Source organism: Metabacillus idriensis, assembly GCF_050483325.1.
Taxonomy (GTDB): domain Bacteria; phylum Bacillota; class Bacilli; order Bacillales; family Bacillaceae; genus Bacillus_P; species Bacillus_P idriensis_A.
This window is the reverse complement of record NZ_JBCMYF010000016.1, coordinates 1-18,974: the sequence shown is the minus strand read 5'-3', so window position 1 is coordinate 18,974 and position 18,974 is coordinate 1. Positions and strand designations below refer to the sequence as shown.

Annotated in this window: 17 protein-coding genes; 8 read left to right on the top strand and 9 right to left on the bottom strand. The window is 42.6% G+C overall.

Going from position 1 to position 18,974, the window contains the following annotated elements:
• The first annotated feature begins 327 nt into the window (after positions 1–327).
• The 3 genes from ABEQ24_RS10475 to ABEQ24_RS10465 all read left to right on the top strand — a co-directional run bounded on the left by ABEQ24_RS10475 (position 328) and on the right by ABEQ24_RS10465 (position 3,362).
• Positions 328–1,734, top strand: a complete 1,407-nt coding sequence (locus ABEQ24_RS10475; protein WP_430006750.1) for a GH1 family beta-glucosidase — start codon at positions 328–330, stop codon at positions 1,732–1,734.
• A gap of 76 nt (positions 1,735–1,810) precedes the next feature.
• Positions 1,811–2,518 (top strand): GntR family transcriptional regulator, encoded by a 708-nt coding sequence (locus ABEQ24_RS10470; protein ID WP_430006749.1) that lies wholly within the window; start codon positions 1,811–1,813, stop codon positions 2,516–2,518.
• 127 nt (positions 2,519–2,645) lie between these two features.
• Positions 2,646–3,362 carry a hypothetical protein gene (locus ABEQ24_RS10465; protein WP_430006748.1) on the top strand — a complete coding sequence of 239 codons (717 nt, stop codon included), beginning with the start codon at positions 2,646–2,648 and terminating at the stop codon, positions 3,360–3,362.
• A 674-nt stretch (positions 3,363–4,036) separates the two neighbouring features.
• Here ABEQ24_RS10465 and ABEQ24_RS10460 read toward each other — a convergent pair.
• A complete protein-coding gene (locus ABEQ24_RS10460; RefSeq protein ID WP_430006747.1) occupies positions 4,037–5,605 on the bottom strand; it encodes a glycoside hydrolase family 32 protein in 1,569 nt (522 codons plus the stop codon).
• A gap of 77 nt (positions 5,606–5,682) precedes the next feature.
• A complete protein-coding gene (locus ABEQ24_RS10455) occupies positions 5,683–7,143 on the bottom strand; it encodes a glycoside hydrolase family 68 protein (protein WP_430006746.1) in 1,461 nt (486 codons plus the stop codon).
• Positions 7,144–7,337: 194 nt separating this feature from the next.
• On the opposite strand from ABEQ24_RS10455, the gene ABEQ24_RS10450 reads away from it, so the two are divergent.
• The 4 genes from ABEQ24_RS10450 to ABEQ24_RS10435 all read left to right on the top strand — a co-directional run bounded on the left by ABEQ24_RS10450 (position 7,338) and on the right by ABEQ24_RS10435 (position 9,284).
• Positions 7,338–7,571: a cyclase gene (locus ABEQ24_RS10450; RefSeq protein WP_430006745.1), complete on the top strand. Its 234-nt coding sequence runs from the start codon at positions 7,338–7,340 to the stop codon at positions 7,569–7,571.
• Between the two features lie 38 nt (positions 7,572–7,609).
• Positions 7,610–8,167, top strand: coding sequence for a GNAT family N-acetyltransferase (locus ABEQ24_RS10445; RefSeq protein ID WP_430006744.1), 558 nt, complete (start codon positions 7,610–7,612; stop codon positions 8,165–8,167).
• Positions 8,168–8,173: 6 nt separating this feature from the next.
• A complete protein-coding gene (locus ABEQ24_RS10440) occupies positions 8,174–8,500 on the top strand; it encodes an antibiotic biosynthesis monooxygenase family protein (RefSeq protein ID WP_430006743.1) in 327 nt (108 codons plus the stop codon).
• A 400-nt stretch (positions 8,501–8,900) separates the two neighbouring features.
• On the top strand, positions 8,901–9,284 hold the full coding sequence (locus ABEQ24_RS10435; RefSeq protein ID WP_430006742.1) for a hypothetical protein: 384 nt from the start codon (positions 8,901–8,903) through the stop codon (positions 9,282–9,284).
• 120 nt (positions 9,285–9,404) lie between these two features.
• On the opposite strand, the gene ABEQ24_RS10430 is transcribed toward ABEQ24_RS10435, so the two are convergent.
• The 7 genes from ABEQ24_RS10430 to ABEQ24_RS10400 all read right to left on the bottom strand — a co-directional run bounded on the left by ABEQ24_RS10430 (position 9,405) and on the right by ABEQ24_RS10400 (position 17,597).
• Entirely contained in the window at positions 9,405–10,667 is a 1,263-nt protein-coding gene (locus tag ABEQ24_RS10430; protein ID WP_430006741.1) for an ABC transporter substrate-binding protein, read from the bottom strand.
• Positions 10,664–11,809, bottom strand: coding sequence for a response regulator transcription factor (locus ABEQ24_RS10425; protein ID WP_430006740.1), 1,146 nt, complete (start codon positions 11,807–11,809; stop codon positions 10,664–10,666). The genes ABEQ24_RS10430 and ABEQ24_RS10425 overlap by 4 nt, the downstream gene beginning before the upstream one ends.
• Before the next feature lie 19 nt (positions 11,810–11,828).
• Positions 11,829–13,589, bottom strand: a complete 1,761-nt coding sequence (locus ABEQ24_RS10420; RefSeq protein WP_430006739.1) for a cache domain-containing sensor histidine kinase — start codon at positions 13,587–13,589, stop codon at positions 11,829–11,831.
• A 222-nt stretch (positions 13,590–13,811) separates the two neighbouring features.
• Positions 13,812–14,819 carry a FecCD family ABC transporter permease gene (locus ABEQ24_RS10415; protein ID WP_430006738.1) on the bottom strand — a complete coding sequence of 336 codons (1,008 nt, stop codon included), beginning with the start codon at positions 14,817–14,819 and terminating at the stop codon, positions 13,812–13,814.
• Positions 14,816–15,814, bottom strand: a complete 999-nt coding sequence (locus ABEQ24_RS10410) for a FecCD family ABC transporter permease (RefSeq protein WP_430006737.1) — start codon at positions 15,812–15,814, stop codon at positions 14,816–14,818. The genes ABEQ24_RS10415 and ABEQ24_RS10410 overlap by 4 nt, the downstream gene beginning before the upstream one ends.
• Before the next feature lie 72 nt (positions 15,815–15,886).
• A complete protein-coding gene (locus ABEQ24_RS10405) occupies positions 15,887–16,801 on the bottom strand; it encodes an iron-hydroxamate ABC transporter substrate-binding protein (protein WP_430006736.1) in 915 nt (304 codons plus the stop codon).
• Positions 16,752–17,597 carry an ABC transporter ATP-binding protein gene (locus tag ABEQ24_RS10400; RefSeq protein WP_430006735.1) on the bottom strand — a complete coding sequence of 282 codons (846 nt, stop codon included), beginning with the start codon at positions 17,595–17,597 and terminating at the stop codon, positions 16,752–16,754. Before ABEQ24_RS10400 ends, ABEQ24_RS10405 begins: the two co-directional genes overlap by 50 nt.
• A 211-nt stretch (positions 17,598–17,808) precedes the next feature.
• On the opposite strand from ABEQ24_RS10400, the gene ABEQ24_RS10395 reads away from it, so the two are divergent.
• A complete protein-coding gene (locus ABEQ24_RS10395) occupies positions 17,809–18,858 on the top strand; it encodes an NAD(P)/FAD-dependent oxidoreductase (RefSeq protein ID WP_430006734.1) in 1,050 nt (349 codons plus the stop codon).
• Positions 18,859–18,974: the final 116 nt, after the last annotated feature.

Sequence of the window (18,974 nt, the reverse complement as noted above, 5' to 3'; positions counted from 1 at the left end):
GATTGATCAGTGCCGTTTCTGTCGTGCTTTCCTTGCTGCTGTTCACTTTCTTATTTCTTTGAATGCTGGTTCTCTCCCTTCAAAATAATTACTTCTTGAATAAAAAAGCCCAATTCTCATGGTTCGGAATTGGGCTTTTTTATTTAACTGTACATATCTCTCTAAATCAAAACCGCTATAATTATTTCATTTCAGCAGATACTTTCATTTAGGAGCATGGACCTTGAGGTGGTCAAAAATAAAGAAACAAGTTATACTATATTTGTACCTATAAATATAATATATAATTATAAATTAAATAAATGAGTATAAAAAGGAGGCCGTACAATGAAGTTTCCACATGATTTTCTTTTTGGTGCAGCTACTGCGTCTTATCAAATCGAAGGGGCTTGGAATGAGGATGGGAAAGGTGAAACGAATTGGGATGTCTTTTCAAAAATTCCTGGGAAAACGTATGAAGGTACGAATGGAGACGCAGCAATTGATCATTACCATCGATACAAAGAAGATATTAAGCTAATGGCAGAGATGGGACTGGAATCGTACCGTTTTTCGATTTCCTGGGCTCGCATTTTGCCGACAGGAGACGGGGAAGTCAATGAAAAAGGACTGCAATTTTACAACAATGTCATTAATGAATGTTTAAAGTATGGGATTGTTCCATTTGTTACGCTGTATCATTGGGATTTGCCCATTACACTTGAAGAAGATGGAGGATGGACCAATAAGCGGACGGCTGAAGCTTTCGTCAAGTATGCAAAAATCTGTTTTAGGGCATTCGGAGACCGTGTGAAGCATTGGATTACGTTTAATGAGACGGTCATGTTTTGTGAATTAGGCTATATAAAAGGAGCTCACCCGCCTGGCATCCAAAACGATATGAAGAAATACTTTCAAGCGACACATTATGTGTTTTATGCCCATGCAAAGGCTGTAGAGGTCTATAAGAACTTATATCAATACGGAGAGATAGGGATTACCCATGTTTTCCTGCCGGCTTACAGTGTGGATGATCAAGAAGAAAACCTTGCAGCTGCCCGTCACGCAAATGAGCATCAAACCTTTTGGTACTATGACCCGATTTTAAAAGGGGAGTATCCTTCCTATGTAGTTGACCAATTAAAGAAAGAGGGCTGGATGCCAAGCTGGACAGAAGAAGAACTGGGGACGTTAAAAAGAAATGCTTTAAATAATGACTTTATTGGACTGAATTATTATCAGCCTATACGCGTGGAAAAATATCACAAAACGGAATCCATTGAGTATTCGAGAGAAACATCCACTCTGGCTCCGGGTAATCCGTCTTTTGATGGCTTTTACCGGACCGTCAAAATGGAAGATAAAACTTATACTAAATGGGGATGGGAAATCTCGCCTCAAGGATTTTTAGACGGTCTGCATATGTTAAAAGACCGATATGGCGATATTAAAATGTATGTGACTGAAAATGGGCTTGGCGACGAAGATCCGATTGTTGACGGTGAAATAATGGACGTTCCCCGCATTCAATATATCGAGGAGCATTTAAAAGTGATTAAGCGCTCAATCCAGGAAGGCATTCATTTAAAAGGATATTACGCGTGGTCTGCGATCGATTTGCTGAGCTGGCTGAACGGGTTTAAAAAGCAGTATGGATTTATCTATGTGAATCATAACGATCACTTAAACCGAAAGAAAAAACTGTCGTTTCACTGGTACAAACAAATTATTGAGACGCGGGGAGAAGAATTGTAAGAATTGGCAGCCTCTTGATTTTCATCAAGAGGTTTTGTGTATAATAGAGGCAATCAACGAATAACAGGGAGATCATATGGCCGTAAAATATAAAGAAATAGCTGATCAATTAGAGCGGGACATTCAGGAAGGGAAATTTGATGAAACCAAAAAGCTGCCGACAGAAGAAGAACTGATCAAGGCGTTTGAAGTGAGCAGAAATACGGTTCGAAAAGCCGTTACCCAGCTGGTCAATCGCGGATATGTTTACCAGGTGCAGGGCAGCGGCATGTTTTTGCGGGACAAATCTGCCGCAGATTATATAAACCTGGGAAGTCTAAGAGGATTAACAAGGGATTTGACCTCAAAGTCCATTGAAACGCAAATTTTGGCATTACATGTTCTTGAAGCTGATGAAGAAATAGCAAACGAGATGCGCTGCGAACCAGGAACAAAGCTCTATTATGTTAAGCGGCTGCGAATGGTAGATCAAGAGCCCTTCTCCATTGAAATAAGTTACTTCATAAAAGATATTGTGCCATATTTGAATGCAGATATCGCAAAGAGTTCGATTTATACCTACCTGATAGACGATTTGAAACTAAATATTGGTTTTGCTGACAAAGTCATTAATTGTGAAAAGATCGATGAAGAAAGTGCGAAAATCCTCCAAATCAATGCGCTTGACCCAGCACTTATCATCGAAAATACAGTTTGCTTATCTAATGGCAAGGTCTTTGAATTATCTAAATCGCTCTTTCATTATCAGAAAGCAAAAATTTTGAATCGGATTAATTTTAAATAATTGCAGGCAAGCCATAAATAACAGCTGGTTCTCGAACTTATTTTTATAGAACGGGTTGTATCGCCTGGCGATACAACTTGCAAAAAGGTTTAAAAGCCTTCATATTTAATAGTAAAGGAGGTCCGATATGCGACGTGATATACAACCGAATGAAAGAGCTTTCTCTTCAAAGGAAGCGGCTGAAGAAGTTGGGATTGCCACTCCCACTGTTCGTAAGTATGGCCAAATATTAGAGCGGAACGGTTATGAGTTTCTGAAAGATGGCGAACGGCGAATCTTTGTTCAATCTGACATCAGAGCGCTTATAGCGCTGCGCGATACGGACAAGCCCCTAGACGATACAGCTAAAGACCTTGTTTACGAACAAAAAGAGAGATTAGTAGGATCCGATACGTCAGAGATTGCGATACCCGATACATATAACCATCTACCAAATGATCCCAGCCAGTTAAAAGAGGCATTTATGTATGTGGTCAATGAACTTGCAGCTGCACGAGAAATGAATGTGGCGCTGAAAAACGATCTGTCACAGCTAAAAACATCTGTTTCCCGGCTTCAGCAAGATCATCATGTGATAAGTTCCACGATTGGGAATTCAGCACATAAAACAAATGCCAAAATTGAAAAACTGCTTCAGCAGCAAACAGATCACTATGAAACATTGCTGGAGGAGGAAAAACAAAAAAGTGAGCTCCTTCAAAAACAAATCCAAACCATGCGGGACGAACAGAAACAAGAATGGAGCTCCCAAAATGATTTTAATAAACGGTTAGAAGAAGCGATACAAAAACCAAGAGAAAATTGGAGCTGGCTTTTTTCTTTATTCCGGAATAAGAATGAATAAATTCATGCATTTTCGCTAGGAGCTTGAGGCGATTTACCTCTTATTGGAGTTGTTCAAGGAAGGGGCGAATCGGCTCTTTTTTTGTATCGTATCGCCGGGTGATATAACAGGCAAGTGAATCTCATCGTACGTCACATCTGAGTTTTAATAGTGATTGGCGTATCCTCCCTTCGATGTGGCAGTGAAGCGTTTGTAGCGTTAGGCGATATAAAATAAGACTCCTAAACGATTATGATCTAAACTTTAAACAGAGATTGCGATACATCATACATAGGTATGATGATTAAAAGAAATCCTGCTTAATTCTTGCAGAGTCATCATACCTTAGTTGTGTAATAAAGAGGAATGAATGGATTTCGTATCGCTGGGCGATACAGCTTAATATATCCCCATAATTTTTATAAGTTTATTAGTAAACCGTATCATTTCTAATTCACAGCGCTTGTAGCGTTACGCAATATGATTTATACTACTGGATCATGGTACTTATCAAAATCAATCCTGCTAAATTCCAATATTATACATCTCCATTTTTCATATTCCGACTAATTCCCGGGAAATATCTACATATTCTGATCAGATATCGACAAAATAAGAGGCTCTGCTAAAAAAGCGTCAAACCTTGATTTCCCGGGTTTGACGCTTTTTTATTTCTGTTTTATAAAAAATGAGATTCAATTGATCGAATCAAAATGCTTAACCTTTACATTCTCAAAAACTGCTTTTCCACCTTCAGAAAAGAGAGTAATCCCTTTATCATCAGGCTGGGGAAATACCAAACTTGAATGAGCAGCCTTTCCATCATCCACAAAAACTTCAATGCTGGTTTTATCTACAAGAATCTTTAAATGAACTTTCTTCTTACTAGCATCAAACGGTGCAGTGCTTTCAACGAATTGATTTGTTTTGTCAGGATGCTCTGAAAACGACCGATTAACAAATGAGTAATTCCCTTCAGATGATATTCCGACGTCAACATGCCGTTTCTTGTCTGCGGATTCTCTTAGTCTAAAGCCTGTATGCTGAAGTTCGGACCATGAAATGTCTGCCTCCAATTGATAGGACTCAGCCTTCACATCAAGTGTTTTAGTGCCATTCACTTTGATTTCGTCATAAGCATTCGATACTTTTGACAATTCATCTAATGCTTCTATGGGCTGTGAAGAAAGATAATACTTATTTTCTCCTTCATGCTTCAGTTCGATTTCACGCATAATGGAGTCCAAACCGTTGAAGTCTTCATCCATTGTTGGCGTATTGTCGGCGTAAGCCCAGTTGTTCATCCAGGCGAAGGCGTAGCGTTTTTTCAAAGGATCGCCTTCTGCGTCTTCGAATGAAACGCCGCCGTACCAGTCAAAGCCGTAGTCAAGCCATTGGGGTTCTTGGCTGTCCGGTTTGAATTCGGAACCATCGAACGATCCTGTCCAATAAGCGTAGGTATTTGGTTTGCCAGTGATTTTTCCGTTTGCGCTGAAGCCCAGCACCCACTTTTCAGTGCCGTCATCGGCGCGCATACGGAATAGATCAGGGCATTCAAGCACGCCGAGGTTTTCGGTGGAAATGCTGCTTGTGTAGCGCCAATCTTTCAAGTTGTCAGACTCATAAAAGCCGATTTTGCTGCCTTCTGCCATGGTCATGACCCATTTATCATGCGTGTCATCCCAAATGATTTTAGGATCTCTGAAATCCTTTGTTCCCGGGTTCTTCATGACCGGTTCATCGTTGTATGGCTTAAACGTTTTGCCTTTATCTGTGCTGTACCAGAGGAACTGTTCCTGCTTCTGGCCGTTCTTTGATGGCTGGGTTACGATGGCGATAAATGCATCTTTTCCGAATCCGGCCGTGTTTTCTTTATCTATGACAACAGATCCGGACCATGGATCTCCATTTTCATTCGTGTATTTTGGGATGGCAATGCCTTCGTCTCTCCAGTGTATAAGGTCTTTTGAGGTCGCATGGCGCCACTCTGTTCCGTTGCCATCCGGATAGTCCCCGTTATACAGATAGTAATAATGATACGTTCCTTCATAATAAACCGGCTTCTGGGGATCGTTTTTCCAATGATCAGGTGCCGTAAAATGATAGGCTGCCCGGTAGGAATATTCTTCTTTTTCCTCTGGCGGCACTTCTTTTGTTTCAAAGAATGTTTGAATTAAAAACCCGGTGCTGATTACCATCCACAATCCAATGATCAGGATGCCGGCAATTTTGTAGCTTTTCTTGAAAACTCGTTTTTTGCTCATTACATTCACCACTTTTTAAAATAGAAAAAGAAAATGCCAAGTGACATTTTCTTTCTCTTTTTTTCTTTGATTCTTACTTAATCTGTAATCTGGCCTTGTTCAAGAATACTGTCTTTTACAACTGACGTTTTGTTTCCTTTAATGTTCAGCTTGAAACTTGGAGCAAACGTTGATTTATGGTCTTCAAAGAAGCCTCTGTTTGTCATATAGCTTGTGACAACGGTATTGTCGCTGCCTTCCTGAGGAATGGCATAGTGAGCATAGTTCCAAGTGATATCATTTGGATCAAGGTCTTGATGCAGCACAATTCCCGTTTTATTCAGCGGCTTGTAATCGCCAGTAAGGGAATTAGACACATAGCCCAACAAGTAGATATCCTGATTGTCCATGCCGTCAATTGTCATCTTGGATCCGCGTGAGCTTGTGAACAGGTACCATTTGCCGTCCTTTTTGAAGATGTTTGGACGCTCAATTTCATCCGTTACTGTGTTAGATACGATCAGCGGCTTCATTTCTTTTTTAAGAGAATAATCGTCGTTGATTTCAATGATTCCGATTGCGCCGTTTGCTACTTCAGCCAGCTGTTTCTTGTCACTGTTCAGAAGTTTTGTTTTTTCTTCCTGGAAAAATTTGTTGCTTTTGCCGTAGTAGGCTTGATTGTAAAGAGATTCTTCTCCTTGGTAGCCATACTCTGTGCCTGTATTCGCTTCAAATACAAGGTACTTGCGGCCGTCTTCTTCAATGTAGTGAGGGTCTCTGAACGTATGGTTATCAGAAGGTGCTCCGTCCTCTACAAACTTGTCAACCGTTTGGTAGTACTTGCTGTCTTTGCCTTCATAGATGGATTTGTAATCCTCAACACCATCTACTTTTAATGATTTAGAATCAGGCTGAGAAAGATTAACTTGAGCAGTCGTCAGGGTTTGTTTCCCGTAATGCCCTGTATCGGCTGTATAAGGTTCGCGGTTTGTGTAGAACAAGCGGACTTCGCCGTCTTCAGTGAAGGTTGCAGAACCGGACCATTCTTCTGCCTGGTGCTTTAAGTAAGGGTCATTTGGAACGTTTTTGTCATTGTTGTCAAATACGCGTCCTGCATTTTTCCAAGCGTCAAGAGAGTTGTCGCCTGCTTTTTTGTAGAACAGATAGATGAATGTATCGTTTGCGTTTTTAGGATCGCCGGCTAAGCCGAAAACAATATGATAGCCTTTATATTCTGCTACAGTGCCATCCGCATTTTGGAGAGGCCATGTATCCCATACATCCATATCAATTGTTTCGCCTGATTCGGTTACTTTTTTGGCAGAAGGGATGTTTTTAATCGTAGATTCGTCAAACTTAGGGACGGTATATCTTGCATCACCGTGCTGGTTAATCATGTCTTTCATTGCGGAACGAGTGATTTGTGAAGTACCGTACGTTTCTTTGTAATCTGCCGGATCCTTTGGAGCCGCAAAAGACTGGGTAACAGTACCGCTTAATAGAATGCCCGTACTGAGTGTTACTGCTGTTGCCTGTTTGGCAAGCCTGCTAAAGTTCATAAGTCTTCCTCCTCGTTATATGTTGTTTTATTAATACAATTAGAATTATAGGCCAGCCCCAGAAGAAGAGGTATGGCACATATTGATTGGAATTTAGTCGTATATTGATATTGGCAAAAAAAGAAGGGTTAATGCTCTTTTTGTGGAAATTACAATGACATTGAGATTTAGCAAAGCGTATAAGGAGGCATCTGATGGATAAAAGAGTTCAATTCGACTTTGAAATCGAGTTCACTAACGGGGGCGGACTTCAGGGGCAGGAATTTAGGCTTGATATTAAAGGGGAAGACATTTCTAATGAGGATCTGGCTAAATATATCGTAGAAGATATGAGACTGCTGATGGTTGGCGATGTAAGGATTTTTAACAAAAAAATCATTGTGGAAAAACATAAACGAAAATCTGCTGAAGAAAATGCCGGTGCATAAATTTGTCTTCTGGATTGGGAAAAGAGGAGAAAAAATGAATGGTGAATTTGAGCATGAAGCCTGTCATTGCAGGAAAAAAAGTGATTCTTAGACCGTTTAACGCAGAGGAAGACTTTCCCTATATAGAAGAATGTTTAAAGGATCCTGTCGTTTTGAAATATACTGGCAGCTCTGACGAGTACGACAGGGAAGAGGTTTACAGGTGGTATAAGTCCAGAAATGAACAAATCGAGCGCCTGGATCTTGCGATTATTGATCTGGCTCAGGATCTTCTTGTGGGAGAAGCCGTCCTCAATCTTTATGATGAGAAGCAGCAAAGCATGAATTTCAGAATTCTCATTGGTCCGAGAGGCAGAGATAGCGGATTGGGTACGGAAGCATCCCGGCTGATTATCGACTATGTTTTTAAAAATACAGCACTGAAATGTCTGACTCTTAGTGTTTTTGCTTTTAATCCGCGGGCAATGAAAGTGTATGAAAAGCTTGGTTTTGCTGCATATAGTGTAGATAAAAATGAATTAGAGTTTGAAGGGGAATGGATTGATTCAATTAATATGAAATTGACAAGGGAAGATTGGATGAAGAGGGGAAAGTGAGTACATATGAGCGGAATTGCCAAAACACCTGAACCGCCTTATTATGCAGTGATTTTTGCATCAGAAAGAACGGAATCGGACAATGGATACGGAAGTATGGCGGATAAGATGGTGGAGCTCGCCTCTTTACAGACCGGGTTTTTAGGAGTGGAAAGCGCTCGGGATGAAGAACTGGGGATTACCGTTTCATATTGGAATTCGCTGGAATCCATCCGCAAATGGAAAGAGCATTCTGCTCATTTGGCAGCCCAGGATAGAGGAAAAGCGGAATGGTACAAAACGTTTTCTCTCAGGGTATGCAAAGTTGAGAGACAAAGTTTTTTTGAGATGTAATATTGGAGCGGTCTTATCTGCGGAGGAACTGAGAAAGTGCTCTTATCGTTGTGTTGGAACAATGTCAACAGCGGCTGGGTTAAAAAATGTGCACTAAACCCTGTTTAGTAACACAATCATTACCGGAAAAGCTGAAGGAAGTGCGCCAAACCGGGTTTTGCAGCACAATCATTACCGGAAAAGCTGAAGGAAGTGCGCCAAACCGTGTTTAGCAGCACAATCATTACCGGAAATGCCGAAGGAAGTGCACTAAACCCTGTTTTGCAACACAATCATCACCGGAAAAGCTGAAGGAAGTGCGCCAAACCCTGTTTTGCAGCACAATCATCACCGAAAATGCGGAAGGAAGTGCACCAAACCGAGTTTTACAGCACAATCATTACCGAAAATGCGGAAGGAAGTGCACCAAACCGAGTTTTACAGCACAATCATTATCGGAAAAGCTGAAGGAAGTGCGCCAATCCGGGTTTTGCAGCACAATCATCACCGAAAATGCGGAAGGAAGTGCACCAAACCGGGTTTTGCAGCACAATCATTACCGGAAAAGCTGAAGGAAGTGCGCCAAACCGGGTTTTGCAGCAAAATCATCACCGGAAATGCCGAAGGAAGTGCACTAAACCCTGTTTTGCAGCACAATCATTACCGGAAATGCCGAAGGAAGTGCACTAAACCCTGTTTTGCAACACAATCATTACCGGAAAAGCTGAAGGAAGTGCGCCAAACCGGGTTTTGCAGCACAATCATCACCGAAAGTGCGGAAGGAAGTGCACCAAACCGAGTTTAGCAGCACAATCATTACCGGAAAAGCTGAAGGAAGTGCGCCAAACCGAGTTTAGCAGCACAATCTTCACCGATTCAGCCTCACCTATAAGAAAAAACATACCGCCTCACAAAAGCGGTATGTCTATTCCTCCGAAAACCTCTCCCATGAATTCTGATATTCATTAAGCAGCTGCGTGCGGTTCAGCTGTTTCCCGACATAGAGCTGAGTGGCGGCGCCGAATTCTTCCCGGATTCCGACGGGGAAGTGGAACCAGTTAGAAGGGACGGTGCTGCCTTCTTTGTAGTTTCGAAGCGTTTCTTCTGCAAGCGGGCCCAGATTATTAGACTTGATATGATGAAAGGCGGGGATGAATTTGAATTCTTCCGTCATGTACCGCTTGCCCTGCTCGGAAGACACCATCCAATTTAAAAACTTTTTTGCTTCTTCTTTCTTATCTGGACTGGACTGTTTATTGACAGCCCAGTAGTTTGGAACACTGACCACGAGTGATTCCTTAACGGGACGATCATTAATCGGAATTGGCATAAAGCCGATGTTCATGTTCGGCGCAGCTTGATCAATCATCGGCTGGATCCAGTTGCCCTGCTGAATGATGGCGGCTTTTCCAGAAGTAAAAAGATTGACTTCCATCGTGTAGTCAGTAGTAAGAGGATTATCGTTTCCGTATTTTAATGTGAGATCAAGCAGGTTAAGCAAGTCTTCAAAGTTTTGGTTCGTGCTGATTTTTTCTGTTCCGTCATTCAGGTTTTGGATAAATGCTTCAGTATTCTCCTGCTGGGCAAATGCGATATTCATAAGGTGATCGCCAAGTTTCCAGTCTTCATAGTAGCCTGTTGCAAATGGGGTGAAGCCCGCCTTCTTAAGTTTTTCAGCAGCTGCCGTCAGCTCAGTAAGTGTGTCCGGCGGTTCGGTAATGCCTGCTTTTATAAACAATTCCTTATTATAAATAAATCCATAGCCTTCAAGGTTAATCGGCATTCCATAAACCTTGCCGTTCAACGTGACCGGTGTCAGGGCTTCCTGATATGCCTGATCAATCCATGGCTCTTTTGACAAATCCTCAAGATAGTTCTGCCACAGCCTGGTATTTTCATAGCCGGTGTTTGTGAAAATATCCGGTCCGGTGCCAGTTGCCATTTCCGCCTTGAGATCGGACAGATCATCCATGGCGCCGCCTACGGTATGCACGCGGATTTTCACATGGGGATTTTCCTGTTCATATGCGCGTGTCATTTCTTCAAATTGAGTGGAAACCTCTACTTTTGGATTTCTTAGATCAAGTGTAATCTGCGGCTCTTTCTTTTCCGTTTTTTCAGGCTTTGCTTCGTTCTGACAGGCAGAAAGCAGCAGGCTGGCCAGTATAAAAAAAATGATTTTTTTCATTCTGCTGCTCCCTTTCTGAACTCAAACGGCGTCATGCCGACTACTTTTTTAAACAGCTTAGAAAAATAGATTTCATCCTGATATCCGAGCATGGTCGCGATGGAATAGATGCTTTTTTCCGTTCCCCGCAGCCATGTTTTTGCTTGTTTGATCCTGAGATCGGTAATGTACTTGGAAAGGGTCATTCCGGTTTCCTGCTTGAATTTACGGGAGATATGCTCTCTGCTTAAAAAAAAGACGTTCGACAGCTTCTCCAGACTCAAATCCTCCATGTAGTACGTCTCAACATAGGAAACGATATCCTCCATGCGGCGGGCGGCATCGATGTCATCCAGCCGGTGAATCGATCTGAAATCCTGCTCCTCAAGCTTTTTCTCCAATGCTTGAAAAGATGGCCCGATTTCAGCCAGCGACTCAATCGGTTCTCCGGTAACAAGTCTTATAGGAACATCGATTTCCTGGCTGATCCATTTTTCTGCAGACAGCCACTGGTCGCGGGTTGTGATGGCAAGGCAGAGATTCAAATCTGTCTGAAGGGAAAATGCATTTCCTAATTTGCGTTCGGTCAGTTCATCTGCTAATTTTTCGACATAAGACTCTGGATTGTGCATCTGATAAAAGGAGAGGAGTGTCAGCTCATAGCCTTCAGATTCAGGAAGAAACTCGGTCAAGCTGTCTGCATCGGAACGCTCTCCTAGACAGATTGCAGTGGCCAGCTGATTTCTTCTCAGTTTTTTCGCATCTTCAAGCACTGCTGCATGCTGGTAATCATTCTTCCAGGCCTGAACGGACTTTTCCAGTGTATGATTGAATGCTTCATATTCAATCGGCTTCAGCAAATAGTCAAAGCTGCTGTGCTGGATAGCCTTGCGCATATAGGAGTAATCGTTGTATCCAGTGATGAAAATGACTTTGCCCGGATATGAAATCGAATCAAGCCATTCAATCAGTTCCATGCCGGTAATTCCGGGCATTTTGATATCTGTAAAAATCAGCTCGGGTTTTTCTTTCTCAATCCATTTCTTTGCTTCTTTGCCGTTGCTTGCCTCAAGCAGCTTGGTAATTCCGTGCTGTTCCCACTGGCCTATATGGCGGATAACGTCCCGTACATTGAATTCATCGTCGACAATCAGTGCTTTCACCGTGTTCAGCTCCTTTCCTTCATTGAGAGGTATCTATCGGGATTTTTATGCTCACGGAAAACCCTCTGCCGTTTTTTGAATCAATGTTAAAATCGGCAACAGGCCCATACCTGAGCAGCAATCTGTCACGAATATTCTTCAGGCCGATATGTTCATGTGAATAAGTCCCTTCGTATGGCGGTGTGCAAATATTATTCCTCAGGTCCTGAAGCTCATCTGGTGCAAGGCCGGGACCGTCATTCTCCACAAGAAAGTGCAGATGGTCCCTCACTTTTTCCCCAATAATGGATAGATGAGCGCTGCTGTACCCATCCTCATATGTGTGTTTAAAGAAATTTTCAGCGAGGGGCTGCAGAATCATGCTTGGAATGGTCATGTCCATAATGGACTCATCGATATCAACTGAAAAGCTGACCGATTCACCGAATCGTTCGGATTGAAGAGACAGGTATGCTTTTGTGTAGTCGGCTTCATCCCGGACCCGCACCCATTGATCCGCCTGCAGGGAGTAGCGCATCATTCTCGACAGCGAGGTGATCAATTGATACACCTTTGGAGCATTTGACCTTAAAGCAACCGCTCCAATTGACTGCAAGGCATTGAACAGGAAATGCGGGTTAATCTGTGATTTTAATGCTCTGAACTGGTTTTTCCTGTTTTCAATTTCAAGCTTATATTCCCGGTCAATGTGGGAATTGATCCTGTTCATCATATCTTTCATATGAGATTCAAGATGGCCGATTTCATCATCTCTACCATGATCAAACGGCACATTATCATTTCCGCCTTCAATGGAACGTACTTTGCTGCTGAGCTTAGCGATCGGACGGGTAATCCGATTTGAGATAATGCCGATCATCAGGAGACCGAGCAAACCTACGCCAAGTCCGACAAGAATATTTATATACGCAGTTTTCCTGACATCTTCATATAAGGCCTGACTGGAGGTGATTTTAATCAGCTTCCAGCCATTTAATGAGCCTGTTAGCTCTTTGGAAAGCAGAATGTTGTCATCCTTGCTGCCCTCATGTCCGTTCAGACGCTCCTTAGAAAGAGATTTTCCTATATGTTCCCGGTCATTTGAATACAGAACACGATCTCCAGAATCAAGAAGCAGAACAGAAGATTCATCACCCTGCACAAGGTTATTGCAGATGCGGGCATAGCCGCCCATGTCAATGTCAATCGTGATGATCCCGAGAAATTTCCTGGAGAGAACATCTGTAATCTTGTGATGAAACGTCATCACCATCGTTTTGTCTGATTCTGGAACAATCGCTGCGTTGTTGTAATTGATGAGCGGGTGGGGCGGCTCTATTAGATAATTCAAATCAGAATCATACAGCTTTTTAATCGGACCCTGCTCAAGAAAATCAGGCTGATATCTGCGTGTACTGATCATTGCATTGTACACCGTGAATGATTCTTTGTTTTTATCAATATAGAACCTTATCTGCCGGATTTCGTTTCTCATCAGGTAAAAGGTTTCGAGACTTTTTTCCATCGTCTTTGGGCTGAAATAAATGGAGTCTTCAAAGCCGTTGTTAAAAATCCGGAAAAGATCAGGGTTGCGGTACAGGATGTAAGGAAAATCAATCATACTGTCAAAATACTGCTCCAGCTCATCCGCATTTTTTTGAAGCTGTTCCCGGCTGTTTTCAAGTTCATGCCGCTCCACACTGCTTTTTGTATAGGTATAGATGAAAAAAACTGACAGGAAATAGGGCAGAACGATGAAAATCAGGAGCATGATCAACAGGCGGCTTTGTATGCTTTTCACAGGAGTCACTCCTTTCGCGGAAGACTGAAATACGGCTTTCTCTCTTTAGCATCCTAAAACTATATCAAACCCAAAATTCAAGTCAATCGTGCACAAGTAGGATTTGTAAAAGACCGATTATCCTTATATTTTTCGCATGGAGGACCTATATTATGTTCCCTTGCCAAAATGATGGGCAAACAAAAAAGCTGAAGGGATCTTCAGCTTTTGAATCGATTTATTCTATTTTTTAAGCAGCAAATACATAAAATACGGAGCTCCAATCAGCGAAATCATGATTCCTGCAGGTATACCTTCAGGTTCAACGATGTTCCGCCCTATCGTATCTGCTAAAAGCAGAAGGAAGGCTCCGATCAGAATTGCTACAGGCAGGAAAAGCTGATTTCGGGGCCCGACTAATGCTCTTGCAATGTGGGGAGCCATCAGTCCGACGAAGGCGATGCCTCCTGTGACAGAGACAGCAGCAGCTGCAAGCGCAACCGCAGTCAGCATCAGGATCATTCTTTCTTTTTCAACTGAGACACCTAAGCCAATAGGCACAGGTTCACTCATCCCAAGCAGATTAAGCCGATTCGCTTTGTACAGGGTATAAGGGATAAGAATGGCAGCCCATGGAAGGATGGCCAAAATGAAAGGCCAATCCGCACCCCATATATTCCCTGACAGCCATTTTGCGATAAAATCCACTTTTTGGCGATCAGCAGATGAAACCAGGACAATCATCAGACCTGAGAGGGCCATAGAAAATCCCACACCGGTCAATACGAGTTTGACCGGCTGCATGCCGCCTGTGCGGCTGTATGAAAAAACATAGATTAGGATAGCAGTGAGCAGGGCTCCCGCAAATGCAACTAAAGGAAGCATATAAACGAATGAACCTGCATCAATAGGAAAGAACAAAAAGAATACAGCGATAGCTGCTCCCGCGCCGGAGTTAATGCCGATAATGCCGGGATCAGCCAGATCATTTCTTGTGATGCCCTGCAAAATGGCACCTGATAGAGCAAGCGCCATTCCAGCCAGGATCGTGATAATGATCCGCGGAAGGCGAATGGAATAGAGAATAAAGTCTTCTTTAAACGTACCATGCCCAATCAGAACAGGAATCAGCCTGTCATAAGAAAGAGAGGCGTATCCAAGTCCCATCCCGGCAATAATAGTCGTTAAAAGCAGGATAAACAAGATTAAAATGGTGATTCGCTGTTTTTTGACTAAGGCAGTATGAATCATGTGAAATCACGGCCCCCTTTGCGGACAATAAAGAGAAAGAAAGGCAGACCGAGAATCGAGACGATTGCCGCCACAGGTGTTTCATAAGGAGCATTGATGGTTCTGCCAAGCGTGTCAGCAAGCAGCATAAACGTTGCTCCCATGACAACGGACATTGGAATGATATAACGGTAGTCCGTTCCCACTATCGCCCGGACGATGTGCGGAATCATTAGCCCGACAAATGCCAGATTTCCTGCAAGAGCAACCCCTGCGCCTGCAAGCAAAACGATGACAACAAAAAGAATAGCCTTATTATAGACTGTTTTTTGGCCTAATCCTACAGCAACCTCTTCACTTAAACTAAGAATGGTAAGCTGTCTTGAAAGCAACAGGGAAATCAGAATGCCAGCTGCAATAAACGGGACAATGAACTGAAGCTGATTCCAGGATGTGCCTGCCATGCCTCCTGATGTCCACATCGAAACATCTTTTGAAAGCTTATGATAAATGCCTACTCCTTCTGCGACCGCAAACAGGAAAGCAGAGACGGCTGCACCAGCCAATACGATGCGCATTGGTGAAAATCCTCCCCGCTGCATTGAACCTATACCAAAAACCATGCCGGCTCCAACTGCACAGCCAATGAAGCAGGCAATCATAATGCCAAAATAATTTACTGAAGGGAAAAACGCGAGTGTGACGGCAAGCGCTGCCGTACCGCCTGCTGTCAGCCCGATTAATCCAGGGTCAGCGAGCGGGTTTCTCGTCAATCCCTGCATGATGGCACCTGATACTGCAAGGGCAGCGCCGACTGAAATGGCTGCGAGCTCACGTGGCAGGCGAATTTCCTGTATCATGGTTGCCTTATCATTGAGATCTGAACTCGTCATGGCAAGCAGGACATCTTTCATAGCCGTGTCTGCCGCACCAAAAATCATAGCCGCAGTAAAAGCAGCTATGAATACTAGAATGCAAGCGATCATTTTTAATGGGAACAACATGTTTTTTGTCATCAGTCAATCATTCTCTTCTTTTTGGAATAAAGGAAAAGGAATTCTTACTAGTAAGAATCCCTTTTCTTTGCATTAGTTTTCTAAAAAGCTTTTCTTAAAGAATTCAAGCTGGTAGTCAAGTGAGATTGGATCGTTGAAATAGAATTCTTTTGCGTTCGCTTCAAATACTTGATTGTTTTTAACGGCAGGAATATTTTTATATGTTTCAGTCTCTTGGAAGGAAGTATCTCCATCTGTGTTTTTGCTGAAGATCATATAGTCGCCCGCATATTCAGGAAGAACCTCAGCAGAGATAGCATAAAATCCGTCTTTCAATGCCATTTCCGTTACTTTTTCAGGCATTTTCAATTTCATTTCCTGATAAAGAATTTCTGTGCCGCGTGCCCAGTTGTCACCGAAAACATATAGCTGTTTATCAAAGTTTTCAATAACAGAAACTGTTGCATCTTCGCCGATTTTTGCTTTGATTTCTTCACCGGCCGTTTGACTGCGTTTTTTGAAGTCGTCAATCCAAGCCTGTGCTTCTTTTTCTTTGTTTAAAAGTTTTCCGATTTCAAGGTGCTGTGTTAAATAATCGACTTTTCCGTAAGTATACGTAACAGTAGGAGCGATTTCTTTTAACTTATCAATGTTTTTGATGTTTGAAAGGCCGATAATCAAGTCTGGATTAAGTTCAATGATTTTTTCAAGATTATCATCCGTTACTTCTTCTACACCTTCTAAAGCCTCATAGCGCGGATTCATTTTTGACCATGAATCAACTCCGACAAGGTTTGTATCTAAGGCCATCACATTACCTGCGAAAGAGGAGAGGACGATAACGCGTTTTGGATCTGCAGGAACTTCAACTGGTCCTGCTTCTGACTCGTAAGTGATGGTGCTTTTTTCTTCTTTCTTATCTGAACCTTTATCTTCAGCTGCTTCATTGCCGCAAGCGCTAAGCAAGACTAAGAGCAGCAGCAGGAATGGAATCATTACTTTCTTCATTTTCTTTATCTCCCTTTATTAAGTTATAAGTCATACACATTGGTTTATTGGTGCGAGGGTCATTTCCGATCACAGCATCAATATGAAAAACTTCTTTCAGTACATCACGGGAAATGACCTCTTCACATGATCCTGCTTTTACGATTTCGCCGTCTTTGAGAGCAATGATGTAGTCTGCAAAGCGGGCTGCCTGATTCAAATCGTGAAGAACCATGACAATGGTGCGTTCCTGCTCAGCATTTAATGTTTGCAGCAGTTCAAGCACTTCAAGCTGGTGAGCCATATCAAGATATGTAGTAGGCTCGTCAAGGAAGATAATGTCTGTTTCCTGCGCGAGGGCCATCGCAATCCATACACGCTGGCGCTGACCGCCAGACAGTGAATCGACAGGACGGAATTTAAAGTCGGCAGTTCCAGTGACTTCAAGAGCCCATTGTATAACCTCATAATCCTTCTTCGTTAATCTTCCGAAGCCCTTTTGGTGAGGAAAACGGCCGTATGAGACAAGTTCTCCCACTGTAAGGCCTGCGGCGCTTTCAGGTGTTTGAGGAAGGATCGCCATTTTTTTTGCCAGTTTTTTTGTTTGTTCTTTGGAAATTGATTTTCCGTCGAGGACGACGTCCCCTGACTGAAGAGAGATAATACGGGTAATCGCTTTCAGCAAAGTGGATTTTCCGCAGCCATTTGGACCGATGATGGTTGTAATCTTTTTATCCGGAATACTCACGGTAAGATCTTTTACGATTAGACGGTCATCATAGCCAATGTTTACTGACTCGGTAAGTAGGCGAACCATGTTTCCCCCTCCATTTGCTGAAAAATTGGTAAAATTTACTGATAATGATTATCAGTATCGAATAAGGAAAGTCTATAATTCTTTCCGACTGTTGTCAATAGCAGTTTTTCTTGTCATTTTTAAGAATACAGGATATATTTAATTGAGAATGATAATCAATAATAATTAATAGTATATAAAGAATGATGTTTGCAAAGAGGGAGTGTTGAGTGTGGAGGGGCATGAGATTTTTGATGTGACGGTTATTGGGGGAGGTCCTGCCGGGCTTTATTCGGCTTTTTACAGCGGACTGAGAGAAATGAAAACGAAGATTATTGAGTACCAGCCCAAGCTTGGCGGAAAAGTTCATGTATATCCCGAGAAGATGATTTGGGATATTGGGGGACTCACTCCCATACCAGGAGCACAATTGATTAATCAGCTTGTAAAACAGGGATTAACGTTTCATCCGGAAGTGGTTCTGAATGAAAAAGTTGAGTCCATCACAAAAAATGAAAAAGGCATTTTCGTGATGAAAGCTGCATCCGGCCGCACCCATTATTCAAAAACGGTCATTGCTGCAGTAGGCGGAGGCATCTTAAATCCTCAGAAGCTTGAGATTGAAGGGGCAGAGAGATTTGAAGTCTCGAACTTGAACTATACAATCAAATCATTAAAGCGATTTAAAGATAAAACGGTCGTCATTTCTGGCGGAGGGAATTCGGCCATTGACTGGGCGCTTGAATTAGAGCCTGTTGCCAAAAAAGTGTATGTTGTTTACCGGAAGGATGCACTAAAAGGTCATGAGGCACAAGTGTCCCAGCTGATGAACAGTAAAGCAACGTGCGTATTTCAGACATCTATTACAAAACTGATAGCCTCTGATGACCATGAAAAAATAGAACGTGTCGAATTGACGAATCATGAAACAGGAGAAAAATCTTACCTCTCGATTGATGAGGTGGTCATCAATCACGGATATGAACGGGATGCTGCACTGCTGCAAAATAGCCGGCTTAACATCGCGCTCGCAGAAGAATTCTATATTGCAGGCAATGAATCGAGTGAATCCTCTGTTGAAGGACTATTTGCTGCAGGCGACATCCTTATGCACAGCGGGAAGCTGCACTTAATCGCGGGAGCTTTTCAGGATGCGGCAAATGCGGTAAACAAAGCAAAACAGTACATACAGCCGGATGCACATAAGTCTGCGATGGTTTCCTCTCATAATGAAGTGTTTAAAGAACGGAACAGGGAGTTAGTAAAAGAGATGATGAAATAGAGGGGTCATTTGAGGGCTTTCCGTATAGGGAAGCCCTTTTTTTAGTAAATATTATCTGTCTGTCGGAGCTGAACAGTCGGCTCCGCTTTTCGGTGTTGTCTAGCTCCGCCTCCTAA